The sequence below is a fragment of the Azoarcus indigens genome (assembly GCF_004361735.1).
Lineage (GTDB): Bacteria > Pseudomonadota > Gammaproteobacteria > Burkholderiales > Rhodocyclaceae > Azoarcus > Azoarcus indigens.
In genome coordinates this window covers 80,709-106,801 of record NZ_SNVV01000010.1, presented here as the reverse complement: position 1 = coordinate 106,801, position 26,093 = coordinate 80,709, and the positions used below count along the sequence as shown (strand labels likewise).

Annotated in this window: 23 protein-coding genes and 1 tRNA gene; 15 read left to right on the top strand and 9 right to left on the bottom strand. The window is 68.6% G+C overall.

All coding sequences use genetic code 11. The features are described from left to right. Nucleotides 1–166: 166 nt before the first annotated feature. Nucleotides 167–1,537 carry an MFS transporter gene (locus C7389_RS12950; protein WP_133592048.1) on the top strand — a complete coding sequence of 457 codons (1,371 nt, stop codon included), beginning with the start codon at nucleotides 167–169 and terminating at the stop codon, nucleotides 1,535–1,537. 58 nt (nucleotides 1,538–1,595) lie between these two features. Here the strand turns inward: C7389_RS12950 and C7389_RS12945 are convergent, their stop codons facing one another. Further along, nucleotides 1,596–2,513 carry a LysR family transcriptional regulator gene (locus tag C7389_RS12945; protein WP_133592046.1) on the bottom strand — a complete coding sequence of 306 codons (918 nt, stop codon included), beginning with the start codon at nucleotides 2,511–2,513 and terminating at the stop codon, nucleotides 1,596–1,598. A gap of 101 nt (nucleotides 2,514–2,614) precedes the next feature. Here C7389_RS12945 and C7389_RS12940 point away from each other — a divergent pair, with 101 nt between their 5' ends. The 4 genes from C7389_RS12940 to C7389_RS24875 all read left to right on the top strand — a co-directional run bounded on the left by C7389_RS12940 (nucleotide 2,615) and on the right by C7389_RS24875 (nucleotide 6,322). Then, the gene (locus C7389_RS12940) at nucleotides 2,615–3,769 is read left to right on the top strand and encodes an ABC transporter substrate-binding protein (RefSeq protein ID WP_133592044.1); all 1,155 of its coding nucleotides are present in this window, start codon (nucleotides 2,615–2,617) and stop codon (nucleotides 3,767–3,769) included. A 178-nt stretch (nucleotides 3,770–3,947) separates the two neighbouring features. Next, on the top strand, nucleotides 3,948–4,970 hold the full coding sequence (locus C7389_RS12935; protein WP_133592042.1) for an aromatic ring-hydroxylating dioxygenase subunit alpha: 1,023 nt from the start codon (nucleotides 3,948–3,950) through the stop codon (nucleotides 4,968–4,970). Nucleotides 4,971–5,055: 85 nt separating this feature from the next. Further along, nucleotides 5,056–6,036, top strand: a complete 981-nt coding sequence (locus tag C7389_RS12930) for a PDR/VanB family oxidoreductase (RefSeq protein WP_133592040.1) — start codon at nucleotides 5,056–5,058, stop codon at nucleotides 6,034–6,036. 121 nt (nucleotides 6,037–6,157) lie between these two features. Then, nucleotides 6,158–6,322 carry a hypothetical protein gene (locus C7389_RS24875; protein ID WP_162851730.1) on the top strand — a complete coding sequence of 55 codons (165 nt, stop codon included), beginning with the start codon at nucleotides 6,158–6,160 and terminating at the stop codon, nucleotides 6,320–6,322. Between the two features lie 209 nt (nucleotides 6,323–6,531). Here the strand turns inward: C7389_RS24875 and C7389_RS12925 are convergent. The 6 genes from C7389_RS12925 to pqqA form a co-directional block, all read right to left on the bottom strand. Further along, nucleotides 6,532–6,607 (bottom strand) — tRNA-Thr (locus C7389_RS12925). A 19-nt stretch (nucleotides 6,608–6,626) separates the two neighbouring features. Further along, a complete protein-coding gene (gene pqqE / locus C7389_RS12920) occupies nucleotides 6,627–7,814 on the bottom strand; it encodes a pyrroloquinoline quinone biosynthesis protein PqqE (RefSeq protein ID WP_133592038.1) in 1,188 nt (395 codons plus the stop codon). A 158-nt stretch (nucleotides 7,815–7,972) separates the two neighbouring features. Further along, nucleotides 7,973–8,431, bottom strand: coding sequence for a pyrroloquinoline quinone biosynthesis peptide chaperone PqqD (gene pqqD, locus C7389_RS25860; RefSeq protein ID WP_211168351.1), 459 nt, complete (start codon nucleotides 8,429–8,431; stop codon nucleotides 7,973–7,975). Then, complete coding sequence (pqqC, locus tag C7389_RS12910) at nucleotides 8,428–9,192, bottom strand: pyrroloquinoline-quinone synthase PqqC (protein ID WP_133592212.1); 765 nt, start codon at nucleotides 9,190–9,192, stop codon at nucleotides 8,428–8,430. Before pqqC ends, pqqD begins: the two co-directional genes overlap by 4 nt. Before the next feature lie 55 nt (nucleotides 9,193–9,247). Next, nucleotides 9,248–10,159, bottom strand: a complete 912-nt coding sequence (gene pqqB / locus C7389_RS12905; protein ID WP_133592036.1) for a pyrroloquinoline quinone biosynthesis protein PqqB — start codon at nucleotides 10,157–10,159, stop codon at nucleotides 9,248–9,250. Nucleotides 10,160–10,215: 56 nt separating this feature from the next. Continuing rightward, complete coding sequence (gene pqqA / locus C7389_RS12900; RefSeq protein ID WP_133592210.1) at nucleotides 10,216–10,290, bottom strand: pyrroloquinoline quinone precursor peptide PqqA; 75 nt, start codon at nucleotides 10,288–10,290, stop codon at nucleotides 10,216–10,218. A gap of 610 nt (nucleotides 10,291–10,900) precedes the next feature. Here pqqA and C7389_RS12895 point away from each other — a divergent pair. Beyond that, nucleotides 10,901–13,105: an OsmC domain/YcaO domain-containing protein gene (locus C7389_RS12895; protein WP_133592034.1), complete on the top strand. Its 2,205-nt coding sequence runs from the start codon at nucleotides 10,901–10,903 to the stop codon at nucleotides 13,103–13,105. Nucleotides 13,106–13,383: 278 nt separating this feature from the next. On the opposite strand, the gene C7389_RS12890 is transcribed toward C7389_RS12895, so the two are convergent. Next, nucleotides 13,384–14,286, bottom strand: a complete 903-nt coding sequence (locus tag C7389_RS12890) for a LysR family transcriptional regulator (protein ID WP_133592208.1) — start codon at nucleotides 14,284–14,286, stop codon at nucleotides 13,384–13,386. A gap of 211 nt (nucleotides 14,287–14,497) precedes the next feature. Between C7389_RS12890 and C7389_RS12885 the strand changes: the two genes are divergently transcribed. The 3 genes from C7389_RS12885 (at nucleotide 14,498) to C7389_RS12875 (ending at nucleotide 17,513) form a co-directional block, all read left to right on the top strand. Then, a complete protein-coding gene (locus C7389_RS12885; RefSeq protein WP_133592031.1) occupies nucleotides 14,498–15,193 on the top strand; it encodes a haloacid dehalogenase type II in 696 nt (231 codons plus the stop codon). Nucleotides 15,194–15,283: 90 nt separating this feature from the next. Continuing rightward, a complete protein-coding gene (gene aceB / locus C7389_RS12880; RefSeq protein ID WP_133592029.1) occupies nucleotides 15,284–16,888 on the top strand; it encodes a malate synthase A in 1,605 nt (534 codons plus the stop codon). A gap of 304 nt (nucleotides 16,889–17,192) precedes the next feature. Beyond that, nucleotides 17,193–17,513 (top strand): hypothetical protein, encoded by a 321-nt coding sequence (locus C7389_RS12875; RefSeq protein WP_133592027.1) that lies wholly within the window; start codon nucleotides 17,193–17,195, stop codon nucleotides 17,511–17,513. A gap of 120 nt (nucleotides 17,514–17,633) precedes the next feature. On the opposite strand, the gene C7389_RS12870 is transcribed toward C7389_RS12875, so the two are convergent. Further along, complete coding sequence (locus C7389_RS12870) at nucleotides 17,634–19,193, bottom strand: extracellular catalytic domain type 2 short-chain-length polyhydroxyalkanoate depolymerase (RefSeq protein WP_162851729.1); 1,560 nt, start codon at nucleotides 19,191–19,193, stop codon at nucleotides 17,634–17,636. A gap of 445 nt (nucleotides 19,194–19,638) precedes the next feature. Between C7389_RS12870 and C7389_RS12865 the strand changes: the two genes are divergently transcribed. The 6 genes from C7389_RS12865 to fusA all read left to right on the top strand — a co-directional run bounded on the left by C7389_RS12865 (nucleotide 19,639) and on the right by fusA (nucleotide 26,093). Then, nucleotides 19,639–19,839, top strand: coding sequence for a hypothetical protein (locus tag C7389_RS12865; RefSeq protein WP_133592023.1), 201 nt, complete (start codon nucleotides 19,639–19,641; stop codon nucleotides 19,837–19,839). A 124-nt stretch (nucleotides 19,840–19,963) separates the two neighbouring features. Continuing rightward, nucleotides 19,964–20,902: a nucleoside recognition family protein gene (locus C7389_RS12860; protein WP_133592021.1), complete on the top strand. Its 939-nt coding sequence runs from the start codon at nucleotides 19,964–19,966 to the stop codon at nucleotides 20,900–20,902. Nucleotides 20,903–21,097: 195 nt separating this feature from the next. Next, nucleotides 21,098–21,469, top strand: a complete 372-nt coding sequence (locus C7389_RS12855; protein ID WP_133592019.1) for a CidA/LrgA family protein — start codon at nucleotides 21,098–21,100, stop codon at nucleotides 21,467–21,469. Further along, nucleotides 21,466–22,200, top strand: coding sequence for an LrgB family protein (locus C7389_RS12850; protein WP_133592017.1), 735 nt, complete (start codon nucleotides 21,466–21,468; stop codon nucleotides 22,198–22,200). The genes C7389_RS12855 and C7389_RS12850 overlap by 4 nt, the downstream gene beginning before the upstream one ends. Before the next feature lie 117 nt (nucleotides 22,201–22,317). Further along, nucleotides 22,318–23,883, top strand: a complete 1,566-nt coding sequence (locus tag C7389_RS12845; protein WP_133592206.1) for an MFS transporter — start codon at nucleotides 22,318–22,320, stop codon at nucleotides 23,881–23,883. A gap of 161 nt (nucleotides 23,884–24,044) precedes the next feature. Continuing rightward, nucleotides 24,045–26,093, top strand: coding sequence for an elongation factor G (gene fusA, locus C7389_RS12840; RefSeq protein ID WP_133592014.1), 2,049 nt, complete (start codon nucleotides 24,045–24,047; stop codon nucleotides 26,091–26,093).

Sequence of the window (26,093 nt, the reverse complement as noted above, 5' to 3'; positions counted from 1 at the left end):
CCCCCGCCCCACCCGCGGAGCATCGCGCCACTAGGCCCGCACGCAGAAAAACCATGCCGGGAAAAGGCCGCTATGATCCTTCCCCCTCATTGGGCCCTCGTTGAGCTCCTGGCCGGCCTCCCTCACCCTCTCCTCTTCCCCTTTCCCGCCCGACTCCCGCGTTCCGATGCAGCCCTCCACCCCGGCCCAGGCGCGTGCCGACGGCCTGCCCCTTCCCCGCCGCTACCAGGCCATCGCCGCGCTGCTGGCCGCCATCACCATGACGGTGCTGGACGGCGGCATCGCCAACCTGGCGCTGCCCAGCATCTCGGAAGCACTGGGGGTGAGCGCGGCCGGTTCGGTGTGGATCGTCACCGCCTACCAGCTGGCGCTGGTGGCCCTGCTGTTTCCCTTCGCCGCGCTGGCAGAGCGGGTGGGCCTGCGGCGGGTGTTCGGCGCCGGCGTGGCGCTATTCACCCTGGCCTCGCTGGCCTGCGCGCTGGCACCGACGCTGGGCTGGCTGGTGGCAGGGCGGGCGTTGCAGGGCGTGGGCGCGGCGGCCATCATGTGCGTCAGCGCCGGCATCGTGCGTAATACCTACCCCCGCGCGCAGCTCGGCCGTGGCATCGGCATCAACGCCCTCTGCGTGGCGATAGGCTCGGCGGCGGCGCCGACGCTGGGCGCGGCGCTACTCACCTGGGCGGGCTGGCCCTGGCTGTTCGCCATCAACCTGCCCATCGGCCTGCTGACGCTGACGCTGCTGCGGGCGATTCCGGAAGGGCCGCGGGCGCCGCGCCGCATCGACGGCCTCAGCGTGGTGCTGAACGCCGGCCTGTTCTGCCTGGGCATCACCGGCCTGGAGCGCATCGCCGAGCAGCCGCGGCTCAGCCTGGGGCTGCTCGCCGTCGCCGCGCTCTGCCTGGCCGGCCTGCTGCGGCGCGAGCGCGGCAAGCCAGCGCCGCTGCTGCCGCTGGACCTGCTGGACCACACCCTGTTCCGCCACGCCATGCTGGGCTCGCTGTGCCTGTTCTCCTCGCAGATGCTGTGCTTCATCGCCCTGCCCTTCTACCTGCAGCACCAGTTGGGGCTGAGCCCGATGCACACTGGCCTGCTGATGATGGCTTGGCCGCTGACGGTGGCGGTGGCGGCGCAGTGGTCCGGCCGCCTGGCGGACCGCCATCCGCCGCAGGCGCTGTGCGCGTTCGGCGGCCTGGCCATCGCCGTGGGCGCCGCCTGCGCCGCGCTGTGGCCGCTGGCGGGCCAGCCCAGCCTGGTGGTGCTGTTCATGGCGATCAGCGGGTTTGGCTTCGGCTTCTTCCAGGTGCCGAACAACCGGGTGCTGCTCACCTCCACGCCTGCGCATCGCGACGGCGCCACCGGCGGCATGCAGGCCACCGCCCGCCAGACCGGCATGGCCGCCGGCTCCGCCGCCATCGCGCTGCTGCTCGGCATCACCCCGGAACATGCGCCGCGCATCGGCCTCGGCCTGGCCGCCGCGCTGGCGGTGGCGGCGGCGCTGGTGTCCACCCGCGCGGTGAAGCGGCGGCACGCCGCTTGAGCGCGAGGCGGCCGGCGCGCCCCGCCTTGGCCGGGCCCGACGCCTGACTCCCGGCCCCTCACTCCGGATAATCCGCGAAGGTCTCCTTCACCAGCTTGCGCAGCCACAGGTTGGCGGGGTCGTAGTGGAAGCGCGGGTGCCAGTGCTGGCGCAGCTCGAAGCGCGGCAGGCCGATGGGCGGCTCCACCACCCGCACCACCTTGTAGCGGGCGAACACGGTGCCCAGTTCGCGCGGCACGGTGGCGACCAGGTTGGGCTGGCGCTCCAGCAGCGGCGGGATGAGCAGGAAGTGCGGCGTGGTGAGGAAGATGCGCCGGCGCACGCCCAGCTCCTCGATGGCCTTGTCGTAGGCGGAGCCACGGCCGCCGTCGAGCGAGACGACGACATGGTCCATCGCCTCGAACTCCGCCAGCGTCAGCCGCTCGCCCACCGGCGCGTCGGTGGCGACGATGGTGACGAAGGGATGGGTGAACAACTGCTGCTGGAACAGCCCCTGCGGAATCGCGCGCAGCGAGCCGATGGCAAGGTCGGCCTCGCCGGATTCCAGCGTTTCGGCGATGCGCGCCTGCGGCACCTGCAGCGTCTGCAGGGTGCAGTGGGGCGCTTCGCGGCGCAGCCGCTCCATCAGCGGCGGCAAGAAGACCAGCTCGCCCATGTCGGTCATGCAGAAGCGGAAGCAGCGCTCCACCCGCGCCGGGTCGAAGCGCGGCTGGCTGTGCAGCTCGTTGCGCACGATCTCCATCATCTGCAGCACCGCCGGCGTCAGCGCCTCGGTGCGCGGCGTCGGCTTGAGGCCGCCGGCGGTCTTGATGAACAGCGGATCGTCCAGCGCCCGGCGCAGGCGGCCCAGGGCGTGGCTCACCGCGCTCTGCCCCAGCCCCAGTTGCTCGGCCGCGCGGGTGGTGCTGCGCTCGCGGATCAGGGCGTCCAGCACCATCACCAGGTTGAGGTCGAACTGGTTATGAATCATGTTCATTACCTTAATCGAGGCCATGTTGTGTACCAATTTTGGTGGCGGGACTATCTTGGCTGCAACCGTCCGCACGAGACGGCACGACAACGATGGAGACAAAAACCATGATTCCCAGCACTCCGAGAGGCTTGTTGCTCACCCTGCTCGCCGCCGCCTGTCCGGCGTTCGCGCAGGTCAATGTCGGCGTCACCCTCTCGCTCACCGGCCCGGCCGCCTCGCTGGGCGCACCGGCCCGCAACATGATCGAACTGCTGCCGCGGGAGATCGACGGCACCCGCATCGACTACACCGTGCTGGACGATGCCTCCGACCCCACGGTGGCGGTGAAGAACTTCCGCAAGCTGGTGGAGGAGCACAAGGCGGACGTGGTGATCGGCTCCTCCACTACGCCCTCCACCCTCTCCATGGTGGAGCCGGCGGCGCGCGCCGGCGTACCGCTGGTGAGCGTGGCCAGCGGCACCGCCATCGTCGCGCCGCAGGACGACATCCGCCGCTGGTCCTTCAAGGCGGTGCAGAACGAGGCGCTGATGGTGGAAGCCACGGTGGCGCATATGAAGGCCGCCGGCGTGAAGACACTGGGCTTCATCGGCTTCAGCAACGCCTTCGGCGAAGGCTGGCTCAACGAGGTGCGCAAGCAGGCGGAAGCGCAGGGCCTGCGCCTGAGCACGGTGGAGCGCTACGGCCAGACCGACACCAGCGTGCTCTCCCAGGTGCTGAAGCTGATGGCCGACAAGCCGGACGCGGTGCTGATCGCCGCCTCCGGCACGCCGGCCGCGCTGCCGCAGAAGACGCTGGTCGAGCGCGGCTACAAGGGCCGCATCTACCAGACCTACGGCATCGCCAACCGGGACTTCCTGCGCATCGCCGGGCGCGACGCCGAGGGCGCGGTGTTCGCCGTCGGCCCGGTGCTGGTGGCCGGGCAACTGCCGCCAAGCAACCCGGTGCGGCCGGTGGCCACCGAAGTCACCGCGCGCTATGAGAAAACTTACGGCGCCGGTTCGATGTCCATCTTCGCCGCCAACACCTGGGACGCCGGCCTGCTGATCGGCGAGGGCCTCAAGCGGGCGCTGGCGAAACACAAGCCGGGCACGCCGGAGTTCCGCGCCGCGCTGCGCGATGGCCTGGAGGCCACCCGCGAACTGGTGACCAGCCAGGGCGTGATGAACCTCTCCGCCGCCGACCACGTCGGCTACGACCGCCGCGCGGTCGCGCTGGTGGAAGTGCGCCAGGGCGGCTGGCACTACCTGGGCGCCGACTGAGGACCGCAGCCTGAAGGCGGCGTGAGGGTCTGGCTCGCCCCGGTCTCCTTCCCCGGTCTCCTTCCCCCGTTCTCCATCCGCAACCCCGCTCCGCCGCCGGCCCGCGCCGGCTGGCGGTGGGCCACCGCACGCCCGCGGGTGCCCTCTTTTCCCTCCCATCCCTGCCAAGGAGCCCGCCATGTTCCTGAAGAACTGCTGGTATGTCGCCGCCTGGAGCGACGAAATCGGCGACGGCCTGTTCAGCCGCACCCTGCTCGACACCCCCATCCTGTTCTACCGCGACACCGCCGGCCGCGTCGTCGCCCTGGACAACCGCTGCTGCCACCGCGCCGCGCCGCTCTCCCTCGGCCGGCTGGAGGGCGACTGCGTGCGCTGCATGTACCACGGCCTGAAGTTCGACCCCAGCGGCCGCTGCGTCGAAATCCCGATGCAGGAGCACATTCCGCCGCAGGCGCGGGTGCGCGCCTACCCGGTGGAAGAACGCTCGCGCTGGGTATGGATCTGGATGGGCGACCCGGACAAGGCCGACCCTGCCCTGCTGCCCGACACCCACTGGCTGGACGACCCCGGCTGGCGCAGCCTCTCCGGCTACATGCTGCACCAGGCCAACTACCTGCAGGTGGCGGACAACCTGTGCGACTTCTCCCACTTCTCCTTCGTGCATCCGGAGACGGTGGGCGGCTCGGTGGCCTATGCCCGCGCCCAGCCGCAGGTGGAGCGCCTGGCCAACGGCGTGCGCATCATCCGCGGGCTGGAGGGCGACGAACCGGCGCCCTTCGTGCGCAAGCTGCGGCCCGAATGGGAAACGGTGGATCGCTGGAACAACTACGACTTCCTCGTGCCCGGCGTGCTGCTGATGGATTCCGGCAGCGTGCCGGTGGGCCGCGGCGGCGCCAACGGCAGCCGCGAAGGCGCACTCGAGTTCCGCAGCTGCCAGGCCGTCACCCCGGAAACAGCCGACAGCACCCACTACTTCTTCGCCCAGCCGCACAACTTCTCCATCGACGATCCGGAAGCCACCCGCCGCATCCACCAGGTACTGCTGGACGCCTTCGAGGAAGACCGCCGCATCATCAGCGGCCAGAGCCGCATGCTGGCCCACGACCCGGAGGTGCGCATGGTGCCGCTGGGCGTGGATGCGGCGCTGTCCCACTTCCGCTGGGTGATGAACAAGCGCATCCGCGAGGAGCAGGCAGCATGAGCGCCCCTCCCCTCTCCAGCCGGAGCCACGGCTTTTCTCCCGCCGTAGAAGGCCGCACGCCACGCCCACACAGGAAGCCCCGCCGATGAACTGCGATACGCCCCTGAAGCTGCGGGTGAGTGAATTCACCGCCGAGGCGCGCGACGTGGTCAGCATCGAACTGCGCGCGCCGGAGGGCGGCCCGCTGCCGCCCTTCGAGCCCGGCGCCCACCTCGAACTGCAGCTGCCCGGCGGCCTGCGCCGCCACTACTCCCTGTGCAACGACCCCCGCGAACGCGAGCGCTACCTGATCGCCGTCGGCCGCGCGCCGGCCAGCCGCGGCGGCTCCCGCCACATCCACCAGCAGCTGCGGGTGGGCGATGTGCTGACGGCGACCGCGCTGCGCAACAACTTTCCGCTGCAGGCCGGCGCGCCGCGCTACCGCTTCATTGCCGGCGGCATCGGCATCACCCCGCTGCTGGCCATGATCCACGCCTGCGAGGCCCGGGGCGCGGAATGGTCGCTACTCTACTGCGTGCGCAGCCGCAGCCGCGCCGCCTTCCAGGAACTGCTGGCATGCTGGCCGCAGCGGGTGAGCTGGCATGCGGACGACGAACACGCCGGCCGGCCGCTGGACCTGGAAGCCGCGCTGGCCGCGCCGGCGGAAGGAGAACAGCTCTACTGCTGCGGGCCGGACGGATTGATGCAGGCGGTACGGAAGCGGGCCACCGGCTGGGTGCCGGAGCAACTGCACTTCGAGTGGTTCTCCGCCCCCGCCGAGACACCAGCCTCCAGCCCGGCCGAAGCTGCTGCCGGGCCCCGGCCCTTCCAGCTGGTGCTGCGCCAGCAGGGCATCACCCTGGAAGTGCCCGCCCACCTCAGCATCCTGGAAACGCTGGAGGCAAACGGCCTTGCGCTGCCTTGCGCCTGCCGTGAAGGCCTGTGCCGCACTTGCGAAACCGCGGTCTGCGCCGGCGAGGTGGAGCACCGCGACTACGTGCTCTCGGAGGCGGAACGGGCAGCGGGCAAGTCGATGATGATCTGCGTGTCCCGCGCCCGTGGCGAAGTGCTGGAGCTGGACCTGTGAGCGCCACGGCAGCCGCCGCCCTGCGTGCCACTGTCGGGGAATTCCGCTAGCCTTCACCCGGATCGAATAAGCTCGGGCCGGCGCCCACGCCGGCCGGGCCGCTTGGAAGCCGGGGAACCGAATGGCTGACGAACTGATAGGCCTGACCCTTCTCGCCGCAGCGGACGCCGTCACCACCAAAGGGGCGAAGCGCTACCGCCTGATCCGCCTCCTGCGGGCCCTCGCCGGTTTGCTGTTCTGCCTGCTGATCGGCGTGGCGGTGGCGCTGAGCTTCATCTACGCCTGAAGCCTGAGAGCCCAGGCGTGCCGCATCCGGTAGCGCGAGCCACCCGTCCGCCGGCATCGCGCCGAGCCAGCCTGCGAGCAAACCCGCAGCGGAAATGAAAACGGCCCGCAGCAAGCGGGCCGTTTGAACCAAAGTCGCACCCGGCCGGCAAAAAGCCGGCCGAATTTGCAAAAAGCCCGGCGCGAGGCCGAGCTAAGTGCTTGAAACTATGGTGCTGCTGACCGGAATCGAACTGGTGACCTACTGATTACGAATCAGTTGCTCTACCGACTGAGCTACAGCAGCGAAGGGCGCCGACTATACCTTAGGGCGCGGGTGGCTTCAAGCCTGTGGGCGGCGGGTAGCGGGGGTCGGCGCGGCCCAGCCTGCGGGAGCGGGCGGGGTCGCGGAACAGCAGCGGCGCGACGGCTGCCGGCTGCGGGTGATTGGCCCGCTCCACCGCTGCCAGCACCCGGTGGTGATCCGGCGAGCGGGCGCAGGCGGGATCGGCGGCGGCGGGGTCGCCGGCGAGTTGCCAGGCCTGGCAGCGGCAGCCGCCGAGGTCTTTTTCCTTGTCCGGGCAGCGGCGGCAGGGCTCTCGCATCCAGCCATCGCCGCGGTAGCGGTTGAAGCCTTCGGAGCGGTACCAGATGTCGGCCACCGCCTGCTCCCGCACGTTGGGAAAGGCCAGGCCGGGCAGCATGCGGGCGGTGTGGCAGGGCAGCGCGGTGCCGTCGGGGGTGACGGTGAGGAAGACGTTGCCCCAGCCGTTCATGCACTTCTTCGGCCGGCCTTCGTAGTAGTCCGGCACGACGAAGAAGAGACGCATGCGCTCGCCCAAGCGGGCGCGATAGTCGGCGACGGTGCGCTCGGCGCGCTCCAGCTGGGCGCGGCTGGGCAGCAGGTGGTCGCGGTTGTGCAGGGCCCAGGCGTAGTACTGGCTGTTGGCCAGTTCCAGGTACTCGGCCTCGACCTCGATGGCGAGTTCGATGATGCGGTCGATATGGTCGATGTTGAGGCGGTGGATGACGCAGTTCATCACCATCGGCCAGCCCTGGGCCTTGATCAGCGCCGCAACCCGGCGCTTGAGGTCGAAGCTGCGGGTGTGGGAGAGGAAGTCGTTCACCTCGCGGCTGGCGTCCTGGAAGGAAAGCTGGACATGGTCCAGCCCGGCGGCCCGCAGCGCCCTCGCCCTGGCCTCGGTAAGGCCGACGCCGGAGGTCAGCAGATTGGTGTAGTAGCCCAGCCGATGGGCCTCGGCGACCAGGATTTCGAGGTCGTCGCGCAGCAGCGGTTCGCCGCCGGAAAAGCCGCATTGCACGCTGCCGGCGGCACGCGCCTCACCCAGCACCCGCAGCCAGTCTTCGGTGCCCAGCTCGGCGCCGGTATGGGCGAAATCCACCGGGTTGTAGCAGAAGGCGCAGTGCAGCGGGCAGCGGTAGGTGAGCTCGGCGAGCAGCCACAGCGGCGGACCGGGCTGCTGGTGGCCGGGCGGCGGGGAGGGCGGCGTCATGTCCATCTGCGGGGGTTCCTGTGCGGTGTGGTCGAACTGCTGCCTGCTGGCCGCGGCGCCACGCTCGTCCGACCTGCGACGGGCTTGGTCCGACCGACAGGCGGGCGCAAGGGTGGATTCGGGCAAGCAGCGCGGCGGCGACTGCCCGCCCCGCCGCCTCATCCGCCCTGCACCCAGCCGCGCTCGCGGGCGTGGGCGAGGAAGGCCGCCACCTCCGCCTGCAGGTCGCAGGTGTCGAAAGCGGCTTCGAGCTCGGCGGTGAGCGCCGCCGCATCACGGCTGCCGTCGCAGCGGCGCAGGATCTCAGCCGCGCTGTGGTTGAGCCTGACCATGCCTTCCGGGTAGAGCAGCACCCAGGCCTGCTGCGCCGCTTCCCATTGCAGGCGGAAGCGCGGCGACAGGTGCGGAGCGTGGCCCGCACCGCTTGCCGGAGAAGGCGCAGTGGCCGCCGGTTGCCCGAGGAAGGCCGCGGCAGACAGGGCTGCATTGCCTCCGCCCGGCGCGCCCTCCCGCGCCGGCCCCGCGCCGCCGGCTACGACCTCCGGCGCGCCGCCGTCACCCGCCGCATTCGCGCAGCGCCGCACCTCCCCATCAGCCTGAAAACCCGCGGCGCTCATGCCTTCGCCCCCTTGATCTCGATCTCGCACTGGTCGAGCAGGATGGCGTCGGCCAGCGCCCACAGCACGTCCAGCTTGAAGCGCAGGATGTCCACCGCCCGCTCCTGCAGCGCGCGGCTCTGGCCGAAGTAGTCCAGCGTGAAGGCGAGGCCGTGGTCCACATCGCGGCGCGCCTGCTGCAGGCGCTTGCGGAAATAGGCCAGGCCTTCCGGCTTCACCCAGGGGTAGTGCGCCGGCCAGAGGTCGATGCGCTGCTGGTGGATGTGGGGCGCGAACAGCTCGGTGAGGCTGCTCGCCACCGCCTCCTGCCACGGCTGGCGGCGAGCAAACTCGACATAGGCATCCACCGCGAAGCGCGCCGCCGGCACCACCCGGCGCAGCGACAGCAACTCCTCGCGGACTATGCCCACTGCCTCGGCCAGCGCGATCCAGGCCTCGATGCCGCCGGGATCGTCGCCACGGCCGTCGTGGTCCAGGATGCGCTGCACCCACTCCCGGCGGATCTCGCGGTCCGGGCAGTTGGCGAGGATGGCGGCGTCCTTGCGCGGAATGGCGAGCTGGTAATAGAAGCGGTTCGCCACCCAGCCCTGCAGTTGGGCGCGGCTGAGCCGGCCCTCGGCCATCAGGCGGTGGAAGGGGTGATGAATGTGGTAACGGGATTCATGGCCGCGCAGGCGGGCCTCGAAAGCGGCCCGGCTCAACGGCGCTTCGCTGGCGGCGCCCTGATGCAGCGCGGGGTCGGCCAGGGTGGCGGTATCCATCATCTGCGTTCTCCTTGGTGGCGCTCGCGCCGGCCGGCCGCTGCGCTGCGGCGGCTCACAGGTCTATCTCCATGCCGTCCCACGCCAGTTCCACCCCGCGGGCGGCGAGTTCGGCATGTTCCGGGCTGTCTTCGTCCAGCACCGGGTTGGTGTTGTTGATGTGGATGAGCACCTTGCGGGTGCCGGCCGGCAGCCGCGCCAGCCATGCCAGCATGCCGCCGGCGCCGGACAGCGGCAGATGGCCCATCTCCCGCGCGCTGCGGCTGGAGACGCCGAGGCGGATGAGTTCATCGTCGGTCCACAGCGTGCCGTCCACCAGTACGCAGTCGGCCTCGCGCATCGCCGCCCACACCGCCGGCGTCATCTCCCCCAGGCCAGGGGCGTAGAACAGCCGTCGGCCGTTGGCGGCGATGAGGCTGATGCCGACGTTGTCGCCCTCGCGCGGGCGGTCGCGGTAAGGCGAATACGGCGGCGCATTGCTGTGCAGCGCCAGCGCAGACAGCGTCAGCCCCGGCACGCCCTCCACCGCCACCTGCCGCGCCAGCGGCAGCTCGTGCCAGTCCAGCCCGCAGTAGGCGGAGAGCAGAGGGAACAGCGGGTAGGCGCCGCTCAGGTCTTCATGCACCGCGGCGGTGCACCACAGCGCATGCGGCTTCAGGTGCTCGCGCAACATCAACAGGCCGGTGCTGTGGTCGATCTGGGCGTCGATGAGCAGGATGGCGGCGATGGCGCTGTCGCGCAGCACCCGCCCCGGCTGCAGCGCGGGAAAGCCGCGCAACTGCTGCAGCACGTCCGGCGAGGCGTTGACCAGCAGCCAGTGCTCGCCATCGCCGCTGGCTGCGATCGAGGACTGGCTGCGCGCCCTGGCCCGCAGCGTGCCGCTGCGCAGGCCGCTGCAGTTGCGGCAGTTGCAGTTCCACTGCGGAAAGCCGCCACCGGCCGCTGCGCCGAGGATGCGTATCTTCATCGCGGATGGATTCCGGAGACCCGGCGGCAGCGTTGGCCGCGCCGCCGGGAGGTCGCTCAGCGGGTGGCGATGTACATGGTGATTTCGAAGCCGAAGCGGAAATCGACTGCGCTCGGGGTTTCCCATTTCATGGCGATTCTCCTGTAGGTGGATGACGGACCTGGCTGGTCCGGCGCCGGCCCGGTTGCCCCGGCGCGAACAGAAGGATGCGCGTGGCCCGGGGCGGGAAGCGTCCGCAAAAGCGTGAAACCGGGCTAGCGATTTTCGGGAATGAAGGACGGTGATGTTCGCCAGGCGGGGGAAGACGAGCTGCGGCCGCGGGAATGGGAGGCCGGCCGGAAGATACCGAGCGGCATCGCGGTACAACGGCCGCTCCGATTCCCCCATCCCTCGGCGCCTGTTCGCGGTCTTCTGAGCAACAGGCCGGGAAAGCCGAGAGAGATCGACTGCAGGCTGGTGCGGGGCCTTCGCGCCCCCTTCTTCCCCAAGCGCCGGAACGTGTCGATCTACCACGGGTTCTTCTTCCGCCGGATTTTCCAACGGGAGATGGAGTGCAAGCGGATGCCGCCTCGTCTGGCGGAAGGATGAGCGTCCGGGGCGACGCGCTCCCCCGCGGCAGGGACCGACGATGCGCGGCAGAGGTCGCAGCGTGCTCGAGTCAGGCTCGAATCTGCAAACCGCTACTCGGCGGTTCAAAGATAATGGCGGCCGATCTGTTGAACGCCATTTCAGGATTCCCCCATGGAAATCAAGGTCAATTTCCTCGACAAGCTTCGCCTCGAGGCCAAATTTGATGACTTCACGGTAATCGCCGATCAGCCCATCCGCTACAAGGGCGATGGTTCGGCGCCAGGGCCGTTCGATTACTTTCTGGCTTCGTCCGCCCTGTGCGCGGCCTACTTCGTGAAGCTGTATTGCGTCACCCGCAATATTCCGACCGAGAACATCCGCCTGTCGCAGAACAACATCGTCGACCCGGAGGATCGCTACAAGCAGATCTTCAAGATCCAGGTCGAGCTGCCAGAGGACATTTCCGCCAAGGATCGCCAGGGCATCCTGCGTTCCATAGATCGTTGCACGGTGAAAAGAGTGGTGCAGACCGGCCCGGATTTCGTCATCGAGGAGGTCGAAAACCTGGATGCCGACGCCCAGGCCTTGCTCACGCTGAATCCGGATAGCGAAGCGAAGACCTGTATCGCGGGCAAGGATCTGCCGCTGGAGCAGACCATCGCCAATATGTCGGGAATCCTCGCAGGGTTGGGGATCAAGATCGAAATCGCCTCCTGGCGCAATCTGGTTCCCAATGTATGGTCGCTGCATATCCGCGATGCGCATTCGCCGATGTGTTTCACCAATGGCAAGGGCTCGACCAAGGAAAGCGCGCTGGCCTCGGCGCTAGGCGAATTCATCGAGCGGATGAATTGCAATCATTTCTACAACGATCAGTTCTGGGGCGAGGATATTGCCAATGCGGCCTTCGTCCACTATCCGGACGAGCGCTGGTTCAAGCCAGGCCGCAAGGATGCATTGCCGGCGGAAATCCTGGATGAATACTGCCTGCGGATTTACAACCCGGATGGCGAATTGCGCGGCTCGCATCTGTACGACACCAATTCCGGCAATATCGAGCGCGGAATCTGTTCGCTGCCCTATGTGCGGCAATCGGACGGCGAAGTGGTTTATTTCCCGAGCAATCTCATAGACAACCTCTTCCTCAGCAACGGCATGAGTGCCGGCAATACGCTGGCCGAGGCACAGGTGCAATGCCTGTCGGAGATATTCGAGCGCGCGGTGAAACGCGAAATCCTGGAAGGCGAGCTTGCGCTGCCCGATGTGCCGCAGGAAGTGCTGATGAAATACCCCCGCATCCTGGCGGGCATCCGGGGGCTGGAGGAACAGGGTTTCCCCGTGCTGGTGAAAGACGCTTCGCTGGGTGGGGCATTCCCGGTGATGTGCGTCACCCTGATGAATCCGCGAACCGGCGGCGTGTTCGCCTCCTTCGGCGCGCACCCCAGCCTCGAGGTGGCGCTGGAGCGCAGCCTTACCGAATTGCTGCAGGGCCGCAGCTTCGAGGGCCTGAACGATCTACCCCGGCCCACTTTTGAAAGCAATGCGCTGACCGAACCGAACAATTTCGTCGAGCATTTCATCGACTCCAGCGGCGTGGTGTCCTGGCGTTTCTTCAGCGCCAAGGCGGATTACGACTTCGTCGAATGGGATTTCTCCGGCGACGGCGGGAATTCCACCGCCCAGGAGGCGGCGACGCTGTTCGGCCTCCTCGAAGACATGGGCAAGGAAGTGTACATGGCGGTTTACGACCAGCTGGGAGCAAGCGCCTGCCGCATCCTGGTGCCGGGCTATTCGGAGGTCTATCCCATCGAGGATCTGATCTGGGACAACACCAACAAGGCGCTGTCCTTCCGTGCCGACATCCTGAACCTGCACCGCCTGGACGACGACGCCCTGCGAGCCCTGCTCGAACGCCTGGAAGAGAGCGAGCTGGATGATTACACCGACATCATCACCCTGATCGGCATCGAGTTCGACGAAAACACCGATTGGGGCCAGCTCACCATCCTGGAACTCAAGCTGCTGATCCAGCTCGCCCTCAAGCAATTCGACGCGGCGCACGAACTGGTCGGCGCCTACCTGCAGTACAACGAGAACACCGTGGAGCGCGGCTTGTTCTACCAGGCGCTGAACGTGGTGCTGGAAGTGCTGCTGGACGATGAACTGGAACTGGCAGACTACGAGGCCAACTTCCGCCGCATGTTCGGCGACGCCCGGATGGACGCGGCGATGGGCTCGGTAGACGGCAGCGTGCGCTTCTTCGGCCTGACGCCGACGAGCATGAAGCTCGAGGGCCTGGACAGACACCAGCGCCTGATCGACAGCTACAAGAAGCTGCACAAGGCACGGGCCAAGGCGGAGGCCGTGCCGGGGTAGGAGCGGATCAAGCGTCTCACTGCGCCAGTGCAAATCGCCACTCGCGCTGGCGCCTGTTCAGGATCTTCTGAGCAGCAGGCCGAGCCTGACACGCTGCCCGTCCTCGCTCGACGACATCCGCCACTGGCCCCGCTCTCGAGCAGCTGAAGCCCCTCACGGGCACTTCGTGCAGATCCGCTGTCCGTGGCTTGGCCCGCTTGCGCACCCTCTCCCCGGCCCTTCTCCCACGGGGAGAAGGAAAAAGCGCGAGCTCGGCGTCAGTCGCCGCCCGGCCGCCCTCATCCCACCTCCCGCCAGTAATCCGCCCTGCCGTAGCGGTTCTTGAAATGGTCGATGAGCAACCGCACCCGCAGCGCCAGCTGGCGGCGCTGGGGAAAGACGGCGTAGATGCCGGTGACCGGGGCGGCGTACTGGTCCAGCACCGACACCAGCCGGCCGGCGCGCAGGTCGGCCTCCACTTCCCATAGCGAGCGCCAGGCCAGGCCTTCGCCGGCCAGCGCGGCGTCGTGCAGCACCGCACCGTCGTTGCACTCCAGCCGACCGCTCACCCGCACCGCCACCACGTCGCCGTCGCCGGTGCGGAACAGCCAGCCGCGCTGCTGGCCGAGCGACAGGCAGGTGTGGCGGATGAGCTCGTCCGGCGTCACCGGCACGCCGCGGCGGGCGAGGTAATCGGGGCTGGCGACCACCACCCGGCGGTTCTCCGCCAGCCGCACCGACACCAGGCTGGAATCCGCCAGGCCACCGATGCGGATGGCGCAGTCTATGCCCTCGTTGGCGAGGTCCACCAGGCGGTCGGTGAGGTCCAGCGTGCAGCTCACCTCCGGGTTCGCTTCCAGGAATTCCCGCACCAGCGGCGCCACATGGCGGCGGCCGAAGCCGGCCGGCGCCGAGATGCGCACATGGCCGCTGGCCTTGACGCCGCCCAGGGTCACCGAGGCCTCGGCGTTGGCGAGCTCGTGGAGGATGCGCTGGCAGTCTTCAAGGAAAGCGCTGCCCTCGAAGGTGAGGGCAATGCTGCGGGTGGTGCGCACCATCAGCTTCACGCCCAGGCGCTGCTCCAGCGCGTCCAGCCGGCGGCCGATCACCGCCGGCGTCACCCCTTCCAGCCGGGCGGCGGCGGAGAGGCTGCCGCGGGTGGCGACGTTCACGAAGCTCTCGATCTGCTTGAGATGGTCCATCTTGTACCAAAAGTAAAAGATCAATTGATCTTAGCGCATCTTCTGTATCGAACGCGTGCGCAATAGACTAGGCCTCAATACGGGGTGAGAGGAGACGCTACCCCCAGACGAGCGGACCGCCGCGGGACGATCTCCCGCCGCCGGCGCCGCCCCCAACAAGAACGAACCGGCGGGCCCACGAGGCCCGGCAATGCAAAGCTCGGACATCGCCATGACCGCTACGCCCCGCCTGAAAGCCGTTGTCTTCGACGCCTTCGGCACCCTGTTCGACGTCTATTCCGTCGGACTGCTGGCGGAGCAGCTCTTCCCCGGCAAGGGCGAGGCGCTGGCGGCGCTGTGGCGGCAGAAGCAGATCGAATACTCGCAGCTGCGCACCCTGGCCGGACGCCACCGTCCGTTCTGGGAGCTGACGCGCGACGCCCTCGATTTCGCCGCCCGCAAGCTGGGCCTGGCGATGTCCGAAGCAGCCGGTACCCAGTTGCTGAACCAGTATTCCTGCCTGTCGCCCTTCCCGGAGAACGCGGCGGCGCTGCGCGAGCTGAAGGCCCTGGGCGTGCCCACCGCCATCCTCTCCAACGGCACGCCGCAGATGCTGGAGGTCTCGGTGCGCAGCGCCGGGCTGGCAGGCCTGTTCGACCATGTTTTGTCGGTAGAGAAGGTGGAGCGCTACAAGCCGCACCCGGACGCCTACGCGATGGGCCCGGCGGCGCTGGGCTGCGAGGCGCGGGAGATCCTGTTCGTTTCCGCCAATGGGTGGGATGCGGCCGGCGCCACCTGGTTCGGCTATACCACCTTCTGGATCAACCGCAACGGCCAGCCGGCCGAGGCGCTGGATGTAAGCCCGCACGGCAGCGGCGACAGCCTGGGCGACGTCGTCGAATTCATACGCAGGCGGCGGCCGGGCTGAGCCCGCCGCCCTGAAACAGCAAAGCGGCACCGGCGGCCACCGCCGGCGCCACCGAACATCGAATCACCCGGAACGACAAGGAGCATGACCATGAGCCAGACCCTGGACCTGCCGCAAGGCCTGCAGATCAACGCCCCGCTGCATCCCCGCTTCGACCAGATCCTGAGCCGCGACGCGCTGGAACTCGTCGCCAAGCTGCACCGCGCCTTCGAGCCGCGCCGCCAGGAACTGCTGAAGGCCCGCGTCGCCCGCCAGGCCCGCATCGACGCCGGCGAGCTGCCCGACTTCCTGCCGGAAACCAAGCACATCCGCGAAGGCGACTGGAAGGTGGCGCCGCTGCCGAAGGCGCTGGAGTGCCGCCGGGTGGAGATCACCGGCCCGGTCGAGCGCAAGATGATCATCAACGCCTACAACTCCGGCGCTGATTCCTACATGACCGACTTCGAAGATTCCAACAGCCCCAACTGGTACAACCAGATCCAGGGCCAGGTGAACCTCTACGACGCGATCCGCCGCGAGATCAGCTACACCAACGAGGCCGGCAAGGTCTACAAGCTCAACGACAAGATCGCCACCCTGCAGATCCGCCCGCGCGGCTGGCACCTGGACGAGAAGCACGTGCTGGTCGACGGCCAGCGCGTCTCCGGCGGCATCTTCGACTTCGCGCTGGTGTTCTTCCACAACGCCAAGGAGCAGATCGCCCGCGGCGCCGGCCCCTTCTACTACCTGCCGAAGATGGAATCCCATCTGGAAGCCCGGCTGTGGAACGACATCTTCGTGATGGCGCAGGACCACATCGGCCTGCCGCAGGGCACCATCAAGGCCACCGTGCTGGTCGAAACCATCCTCGCCACCTTCGAAATGGAAGAGATCCTGTACGAACTGCGCAACCACTCCGCCGGCCTCAACGCCGGGCGCTGGGACTACATCTTCTCCTGCATCAAGAAGTTCAAGAACAACAAGGACTTCTGCCTGGCCAACCGTGGCGCCATCACGATGGAAGTGCCCTTCATGCGCTCCTACGCGCTGGCCCTGGTGCAGGCCTGCCACAAGCGCGGCGCCCCGGCGATGGGCGGCATGAGCGCGCTGATCCCGATCAAGAGCGACCCGGTCGCCAACGAGAAGGCGCTGGCCGGCATCCGCCACGACAAGACCCGCGACGCCAACGACGGCTACGACGGCGGCTGGGTGGCGCACCCGGGCCTGGTGCCGATCGCGATGGAAGAGTTCGTCAAGGTGCTGGGCGACAAGCCCAACCAGTGGGAAAAACAGGTGAGCGGCAGCTACGGCCCGAAGGACTGGATGAACTTCCAGCCGGAACAGCCCATCACCGAAGCCGGCGTGCGCAACAACATCAACGTCGGCATCCACTACCTCGGCAGCTGGCTGGCCGGCAACGGCTGCGTGCCCATCCACAACCTGATGGAAGACGCCGCCACCGCCGAAATCAGCCGCTCCCAGATCTGGCAGTGGGTGGTAAGCCCCAAGGGCAAGCTGGACGATGGCCGCAAGGTCACCGCCGAGATGGTGCGGGCGATGATTCCAGAAGAGCTGGCCAAGGTGAAGGCCACCGTGACCGCCGCCGGCGAGAAGACCGAGACCTACGACCAGGCGGCGGCGATCTTCGAGGAAATGAGCCTGTCGGCCAACTTCCCCGAGTTCCTCACCCTGCCGCTGTACGAAGCAATGGAGTGAGAGCCTGGGTCCGGCCCACGCGAGCGGGCCGGCGTGGAACGAAGGGCGCACCCGGCAAAGGGTGCGCCCTTTTTTGCGCCCGCGGGCCAAGGCCCATGTTGCCCCGGGATGGGCGGCAGGCACAAAGCCGGCGGCGCGGCGTCATCCGGCATTTCCGGAGCTGGAGCGGAGGGAGAAGGCCTGCGGCATTTGTCGCAAATGGCACGGGGACGCAGTGCCCGGATTGAAGAATCAGCAACTTACGGATTGGCGCGAAAATTGATTCAGGCCTCCATCCTGCTTACACGCTAGGCCAGAGGCGCCCATGTCCGAAGTCATCCAGTTTCCCCTCCAGAATCAACAGAAGCGTTCTGACCTCGAAGCCGTCATCGACGCGGCCCTGAGCACCATTCCGGAAAAGGAGCGGGAGAAGCTCCGCTTCGAGCTCATCAAGACGGTGGACAGCTATGACGCCTTCTTCACCGAGTGGTCCCTCAGCCTGCCCAAGGACGGCAACGAAGCGCTGAAGAAACAGATCTACGACGTCGCGCATCAGGAGCACGACAGGAAGATGCGAATGCTGGCGGACATCATCCGGCTCAAGATCCAGGTTCTGGTCGCCCAGTACCATCGACGGCGGCCTTGAGCGCCGGGGACGGGGCTCCGGTGGAGGGGGCGGCGCCGGGACGGCCCCTCCTCCCCCCGGCGCCGCCCCTGCACGGTGCAGCCGTGGCCGCAGGCTCGGCTCCGCCCGGCTGCGCGCGCCTCAGGGGCAGACCTTGGTCGTCGGCCGGTTGTTGCGGTCCACCACCGTGTCCTGCGCCAGCGAGAAGTAGGGATCGCAAGCCGGCGCCGTCTGCCCGGTACTCAACGTCACCGTGGCGGAGGGGCTGCCCTCGGTGCCGTTGCTGTCCACCGGCCGCAGTTGGTAGCGATAGCTGGACTGCGGCGTGAGGCCGCCATCCACCCAGGAGGGCCCGTCCACCGGCGTGGCCGTCAGCGGCTGCAGCGGGCCGTCCGCTCCGGTGCCACGGTAGAGCCGGTAGCCAGCGGCGCCGGCCACCGGCGGCCACGCCAGCGCGACCTGGCTGGCGGAGGCATCCAGCACCTGCAAGGCCGGCACCGTGGTGGGGCTGACGCCCACTGTCGCGCTGCCGCCGCTCGCCAGCCGCTGCACCATGCGCCAGATGGCGGCGATCTGGGTGCCGTCCTTGGTCGCATAGTGGCCGGCGGCCTGATAGCCGAAATCGCCGTAGCCCCACCAGTCCCAGCAGCCCTGCGGGTTGAAGGGCGTGAGCGGCACCGCGGTGGTGGCGGCTGTCTGCGGGTAGAGCACCACGATGCGGTTGGCATCCGCCCATTCGTTGAAGCCAGCGCCAGTGACGAAGGCGGTGCCGATGTTGCCGGACTGCTGCTGGCAGCCGTGGAAGGCCACATGCAGCCGGCAAGGCTGGCCGGCGGCGCAGGCGGCCGGCAGGTAGAGGTAGCCGCCATCGGCCATCGAGGCGCGGATGGCCGGCAGCGAGCCGCCGTCCCGCTGGATGTAGGGCCGCTGGTCGAAGGCCACCACCTGGCCACCCAGGCTGCCGCTGGCGGTGCGCTGCAGCGGGCCGTAGAAGAGTTGCAGCGCCACACCGGCGGCATCGTAGGCGGCACTGCCGGATGCGCTGGCGGCCGGGCACTGATTGATGAAGTTGCCGCCGGTGATGGCGCAGGGGTTGCAACTGGCCCCCTCGGCCATCGCGGCACCATTGCCGCTCACCGCGCAGCTGGCGGAAATCTGCGCATGGGCCGCACGCAACTCGTCCTTGTAGAAGATCTGGCCGGCCGGCACGAAGCCGCCGTACCAGCTCTGCAGCGCATCGCTCACCGGCCGCTTGACGATGCCGTCGTTGTAGCCGTGGAAGATCCACACCCGCTGGCGCGCCAGGTTGGCGCTGTCATCTATCAGCCCGCGCGCCCCCCAGGCACGCACCGCGGCGCTCATCTGCGACAGGTCGGTGGCGGTGATGGGTACCGCCGGATAGCTGGGATCGCCCTGCATGCAACGGGCGATGGCACGGCCCACCCCTGCCCCCGCCCAGGAATCCTGCCCGGCGCAGAAATAGGGCCCGCCTGCGGTGGCGGCCACGCCGGCGACGGTCGCCGAATGCGCGGTACCGAATTGCACCGCCATGAAAGCGCCGGAGGAAATGCCGGACACGGTGGTCTGGCCGAGGTCGAGGTTCAAGGCCGGCAGCGGCTCTGCCGCGCCGGCGGCAGCGCTGCCCAGCAGCCATATCAGGGCCAGCCCGGAAAGCGCCCGGGCATGCGGGTTGGTCTTCATTCCACGTCTCCTTGTTGCACCGCAAAAGATGCTGGAAACATAGTTTGAGGGGCTGCGGTGAGCAAGGCACTTCATCCATTCGTCTGGATTTCGCCGCCCGCTTTGGGGAATGCAATTGAGCTGAAGGGGTGAAAGTTCTACGCCTCCGGTGCAACACCGGCGCGCTTTCACAGTCACTCATCCTTTAGCCTTGCACTGCCTGGGACCGGGCGAGGGCGGCAAGCCTTCCCCCGCTCCACTCGGGCAGGCCGCTTGCAGGAAGAAGCAGTAGGGCTGCCGCTTTCCGCTACGCCTTATTGTGGAATTCCACACGGGCGCACACCGGGCAGGCGGTCTAAGCTACAGCCGTATTTGTGCATTGCACAAAGCCCCTCGGGCAGCCGGCGGCGACTGCCGGAAAGTCATAGAGGGCATAAGAAGATAGGATCCCGACAGGAGAACCGTTATGGACCGCTGGAGCAAAATTACCGAATTCCTGGCCTGTGGCGTGCTGGTGCTGCCGCTTGTCATCGGTTTCGGCATGCGCAGTTTCGAAGCCTTCGCACTCACCCTCGCGCCGATGCTGCTGATGCTGATCACGGTAACGCTGGGCGCCCCGACGGTGCCTGCTCCGGTGGACGACGACGAGCACCGCAAGGACGACTGAGCCCGCCTCCCCGCATCGCAAGGGCACGCCGCGCCGCGGGTACGCCGTTGCCCGCGCAGCCGGCTCGCCTTGAAGCCGCCCTGCGGTTAGCATCTGCTGCTCCGCAAAAGAACAACAAGGCCGCATGGACCTGCTGACCGACATCATCCTGCGCGCCGGCCGTTCGGCCATCGAACTCTCCCTCTTCGTGCTGCTGCCGGTGATGGTGGTGATGCTGTCGCTGATGCGGCTGCTGGAGGCGAAGGGCGTGCTCGACTGGCTGGTCGCCCGCGTTGCCCCCCTGCTGCGCCCCGCCGGCCTCACCGGCCTGGGGGTATTCGCCGCGCTGCAGATCAACTTCGTCAGCTTCGCCGCGCCGGTGGCCACGCTGACCATGATGGAAAGCCGCGGCGCCTCCGACCGCCACCTCGCCGCCACATTGGCGATGGTGATGGCGATGGCGCAGGCCAACGTCACCTTCCCGATGGCCGCCATGGGCCTGCAGTTCGGCCTCACCCTGCTGCTGTCGGTGCTCGGCGGGCTGGTGGCCGCAGCCGCCACCTACCACGGCTTCGGCCGCCGCCTGTCCACCGCCGAGGGCACGGTGGACGAAACCCTGCACCACCACGTGGCAGACAGCGCCAAGGGCGTGCTGGACGTGATCAACCGCGCCGGCGCCGAGGCCTTCAAGATCGCGGTGGGTGCCATTCCTATGCTGGTGCTGGCGCTGGTCGCGGTGATGGCGCTGCGCGCCACCGGCGCCATCGATGCAATCAAGGATGTGCTGACGCCGCTGCTGGCGCTGCTGGGCATAGACCCGGCGCTGATCCTGCTCAGCCTTACCAAGTACATCGCCGGCGGCACCGCGATGATGGGCGTGATGGACGAGATGCTGAAGAGCGGCACCACCACCGTCGCCACGCTGAACCACAGCGCCGGCTTCCTCACCCATCCGCTGGACGTGGCCGGCGTGGCCATCATGATGTCCGCCGGCCGGCGGGTGGCGGCGGTGTGGAAGCCGGCCGCGCTGGGCGCAGTGGCGGGCATCGCGGTACGCACCGCGGGGCATGTGTTGCTGATCTGACGCTGCTGAGTTGGTACGCCCGGCCCGGCGCCGCCGGCCGGGAATCGCCCGCCTGAAACGGGAGGCTCGAGGCTGCAAGCGATGCAATCCGCCGGCTTGCGGCGATTCCGTGCTGCAGCATCCGCCACTGCATCGGCTATGCTCGCTTACCCCGGCGAACCTCCCGCCGCCGGGGCGAGAAAAGCGAGATAGACCATGTTAGGCGCCCTCACCCTGCTGCTGTTGTTCCAATTGATAGGCGAAGTGATCGCCCGCGCGCTGGCGCTGCCCATTCCCGGCCCGGTGATCGGCATGGGCCTGCTCTTCCTCGCCTTGCTGCTGCGCGGCGGGCCGAGCGAGGAATTGCGCACCACCTCCGGCACGCTGCTGATGCACCTCTCCCTGCTGTTCGTGCCCGCCGGCACCGGCATCGTGCTCTACGGCGACCGTCTGGCCGCCGAATGGCTGCCGCTGACCGCCGCGCTGCTGGGCAGCACCGCCCTCGCCATCGCCGTTACCGCGCTGGTGCTGCGCGCGCTGATGCGCCGCCGGGAAACGCCGCGCGCCGGCGGGGAGGCCCGGCCATGAGCCACAGCCTCAGCGAAATCTGGGTCTATCTCTCCGCCACGCCGCTGCTCGGCCTCACCCTCACCCTGCTCGCCTACCAGGCCGCCTTCTGGCTCTACCGCCGCGCCGGCTTCCATCCGCTGGCCAACCCGGTGCTGCTGTCGGTCAGCTTCATCGCCGTACTGCTGCTGGTCACCGGCATGCCGTACAAAACCTATTTCGACGGCGCGCAATTCGTGCACTTCCTGCTCGGCCCGGCCACGGTGGCGCTGGCGATTCCGCTCTATGCCCAGTGGCCGAAGCTGAAGGCGATGGCCGGGCCGCTGGTGATCGCGCTGGTGGCCGGCTCGCTCACCGCCGCGCTGTCGGCCTACGCCATCGGCGCCATGCTCGGTGCCAGCCGGGAATCGCTGATGTCGCTGGCGCCCAAGAGCGTCACCACGCCGATCGCGATGGCGGTGGCGGAGAGCCTGGGCGGCCTGCCCTCGCTCACCGCGGTGCTGGTGATCACCACCGGCATCCTGGGCGCGGTCGGCGCGCGCTACCTCTACCGTCTGCTGCGCATCGACGACCACGCGGTGCGTGGCTTCGCCATCGGCATCGCCTCCCACGGCATAGGCACCGCCCGCGCCTTCCAAGTGAGCGAGCAAGCCGGCGCCTTCGCCGCGCTGGCGATGGGATTGAACGGCCTGCTCACCGCCGTGTCCCTGCCCTGGCTGCTGCCCTGGCTGGAAAGACTGCTGGGCCGCTGAACCCGCCCCACCCCGCCGACCGACCGCTACCCAAGGAGCCCCCGCGTGGCCACTGCCCAGCACCGCAACGCCCTCTTCCGCTGGTTCGACCGCAACATCCTGGAGCTGGGCCGCGAGATGCGGCTGTCCTACCTGCCGCCGCTGATGGTGTATTGCGCCTACGGCGTCTCCACCCTCACCGGCATCGTCGGCACCTTCTTCATCAAGGACTACCTGGACCTCTCTGCCGCCTTCATCGCCGCCCTCGGCTTCTGGGCGGTGATTCCCTGGGCGCTGAAGATGCCCATCGGCCACCTGGTGGATCTGCTGTGGCGCTACAAGGCGGGGCTGGTCTACCTGGGCGCGCTGCTGATCGCCGCCAGCCTGCTGATCATGATCGGCCTACTCGGCCAGCCTGAGGCGATGAAGGCAGTGATGCCGGCCAGCGCCTGGTTCGTGCTCTCTACCCTGCTGGCGCCGGTGGGCTATGTGATGCAGGATGCGGTGGCCGACGCGATGACGGTGGAAGCGGTGCCGCGGCTGGACGAGCGTGGCCAGCCGCTGCCGGCGGAGGACATCCGCCTCATGCATACCACCATGCAGATGCTGGGCCGCGTCGCCATCATCGGCGGCAGCGTACTGGTGTCCCTCGCCAACGTCGTCATGTTCCAGGGCGCGGCCGGGCTGGGCGAAGCTGAGAAGGTGGCGATCTACCTGCGCATCTACGAGTTCGCCCTGGCGATTCCGCTGCTGTCGGTCAGCGGCGTGCTGCTCGCCGGCTGGCTCAAGCGCAGGGAGGCGCGGCGGCTGCGGGCGCTGGGCCGCAGCGAGGAGGAGATCGCCCGCGCGGTGCACGAGCCGGAAGAAACCACCTCGCCCAACTGGTGGGTGCTGGGCGGCAGCGCGGTCTTCGTCACGCTGACGCTGAGCCTGGGCCTGTCCGACTTCGAATACAGCCAGGAGGCCATCTTCCTCGGCTCCTTCGCCGTCATCGCCTTCCTCATGCGCCGCCTGCTGGGCGAGCTGGAGCCGGCGGCGCGGCGCACCCTGCTGGGCACCGCCATCGTCATCTTCGTGTTCCGCGCCATGCCGCTGCCGGGCGCCGGCGCCACCTGGTGGATGATAGACGTGCTCGGTTTCGACCAGTCCTTCCTTTCCCGGCTGGACCTCATCACCAGCGGCCTCACCCTGGCCGGCCTCTTCCTGTTCCGCCGCTTCATGGCCGAGCGCTCCATCGCCTACATCGTCGTCTTCCTCACGCTGGCGACCACGCTGCTGTCGGTGCCCATCATCGGCATGTTCCATGGGCTGCATGAATGGACCGCCGCCCACACCGGCGGCGTGGTGGATGCGCGCTTCATCGCCATCGCCAACACCGCGCTGGAATCGCCGCTGGGCCAGGTTTCCATGGTGCCGATGCTGGCCTGGATCGCGAATTCCGCACCGCAGCACCTGAAGGCCACCTTCTTCGCGGTGATGGCCTCCTTCACCAACCTGGCGCTGTCCGCCTCCCAGCTCGCCACCGAGTACCTCAACCGCATTTACGTGGTCACCCGCGAGGTGAAAGATGCCGCCGGCACCGTCACCACCCCGGCGGATTACAGCGAACTCGGCGGCCTGCTGCTCACCATCGCGGTGCTCACCCTGCTGCTGCCGCTGGCGGCGATCTGGCTCACCCGCCGGGCCGGCCTGAAGAGCGCCTGAGCAGCCCGCCAGCGCGTCCAGCGGCTTCCGCAGCGCAGCACGCCACCGCCCGGCGGCCGGAACTTTGATCCCGCACATTGCCTGCACGGGGCGTCGGACGGACACTGCGCGCATAAACAAGAAGTCTCACCAGAAAACACGCGCACGTCGGGAGACCAGCCATGACGCCCAGTTCCGTCCACGACATCCGCAACATCGCCCTGCTCGGCCCCGCCGGCGGCGGTAAGACCAGCCTGCTGGAAGCCCTGCTCGCTGCCGGCGGGGAGATCGGCAGCGCCGGCAGCGTGGAGCGCGGTGACACCGTCTCCGACCATGACGCACAGGAGAAGGCGCTGGGCCACTCGCTCAACGCCAGCCTGGCCCACCTGGAATGGGCCGGCCACTGGATCAACCTGGTGGACGCCCCCGGCCTGCCCGATCTCGCCGGCCGCGCGCTGGCGGTGCTGCCGGCGGTGGAGACCGCCGCCATCGTCATCAGCGCCAGCGCCGGCGTAGACAGCGCCAGCCGCCGGCTGATGGCCGCCGCCACGGACAAGTGCCGCCTCATCATCGTCAGCAAGATGGACACCGCCGGCGCCGATTGCGCTGCCACCCTGGGCGAGATCGTCGCCGCCTTCGGCCCGGAATGCCTGCCGCTCAACCTGCCGGCGGCCGATGGCCAGGGCGTGGTGGACTGCTTCTTCACCCCGGACACCGCCGCGGCCACCGCCTTCTCCAGCGTCACCGCCGCCCACGAAGCCATCGTCGACCAGGTGGTGGAGTTGGACGAAGCGCTGATGGCCGCCTACCTGGAGCAGGGCGAGAGCCTGACGCCGGAACAGCTGCACGCCCCCTTCGAACAGGCCCTGCGCGAAGGCCACCTGGTGCCGGTGTGCTTCGTCTCCGCCCGCAGCGGCGCCGGCGTGCGCGAGTTGCTGGATATCCTCGGCCGGCTGATGCCCGACCCTACCGAAGGCAATCCGCCGCGCTTCCTCAAGGGTGAAGGCGTGGCTGCAACGCCAGTGGCGGTCGCGGCCAGCGCCGAGGGCCACGTACTGGCCCATGTGTTCCAGATCGCCAACGACCCCTACCGCGGCAAGCTGGCGCTGTTCCGCATCCATCAGGGCCGCATCACGCCCAACTCCCAGCTCTTCATCGGCGACGGCCGCAAGCCCTTCAAGGTCGCCCACCTGCTGCGCCTGCAAGGCCGCAACGCGGTGGAAACGCCACTGGGCGTGGCCGGTGACCTGTGCGCGGTGGCGCGGGTGGATGAAATCCGCCGCGACGCGGTGCTGCACGACTCCCATGACGAAGACGCCTTCCACGTCGCCGCGCCGCCCTACCCGCAGCCGGTGCACGGCCTGGCGCTGATCGCGCGCAAGCCGGCGGACGAGCAGAAGCTGGCCGAGGCGCTGGCCCGGCTGGTGGACGAAGATCCCTGCCTGGAGGTGAGCTTCGACCCGCGCAGCCGCCACACCGTGGTACGCGGCCTCGGCCGCCAGCATCTGCAGATCGTGCTCGAACAACTCGCCAGCCGCTGGAGCCTGCAGCTGGATACCGCACCGCCGGCAGTGCCTTACCGCGAAACCATCAGCATCAGCGCCGAAGCCCGCTACCGCCACAAAAAGCAGAGCGGCGGCGCCGGCCAGTTCGGCGAAGTGGCGCTGCGGGTGGAGCCGCTGGCGCGCGGCGCCGGCCTGGAGCTGGCCGACGAGGTGAAGGGCGGCACCATTCCCACCCACTTCATGCCGGCGGTGGAGAAGGGCGTGCGCCAGGCACTGGCCGAAGGCGCCCACGCCGGCTTCCCGCTGCAGGATCTCAAGGTGGTGGTGACCGACGGCAAGCACCATGCGGTGGACTCCAACGAAGTCTCCTTCGTCACCGCCGCCCGCCATGCGCTGATCGAGGCGGTGCGCGCCGCCCGGCCGCAGGTGCTGGAGCCGCTGCTGGAGCTGACGGTGAAGATCGCGGACGCCCAGTTCGGCGAGGTGAGCGCCGAGCTCGCCGGCCGCCGCGGCCGCCTCACCGCCACCGACAGCCCCGCGCCCGGCTGGACCACACTCTCCGCCCGGGTGCCGATGGCCGAGCTGGACGGCTTCGAGGCCAGGCTGAAGGCCATCTGCGGTGGCGAGAGCGAGTTCGCCCTCAGCGCCGCCGGCTACGAAGCCGCCCCCACCGAGATCCAGGACCGCCTGGCCCAAGCCCACAAGGGCGCCAGCCCGCAACACTGA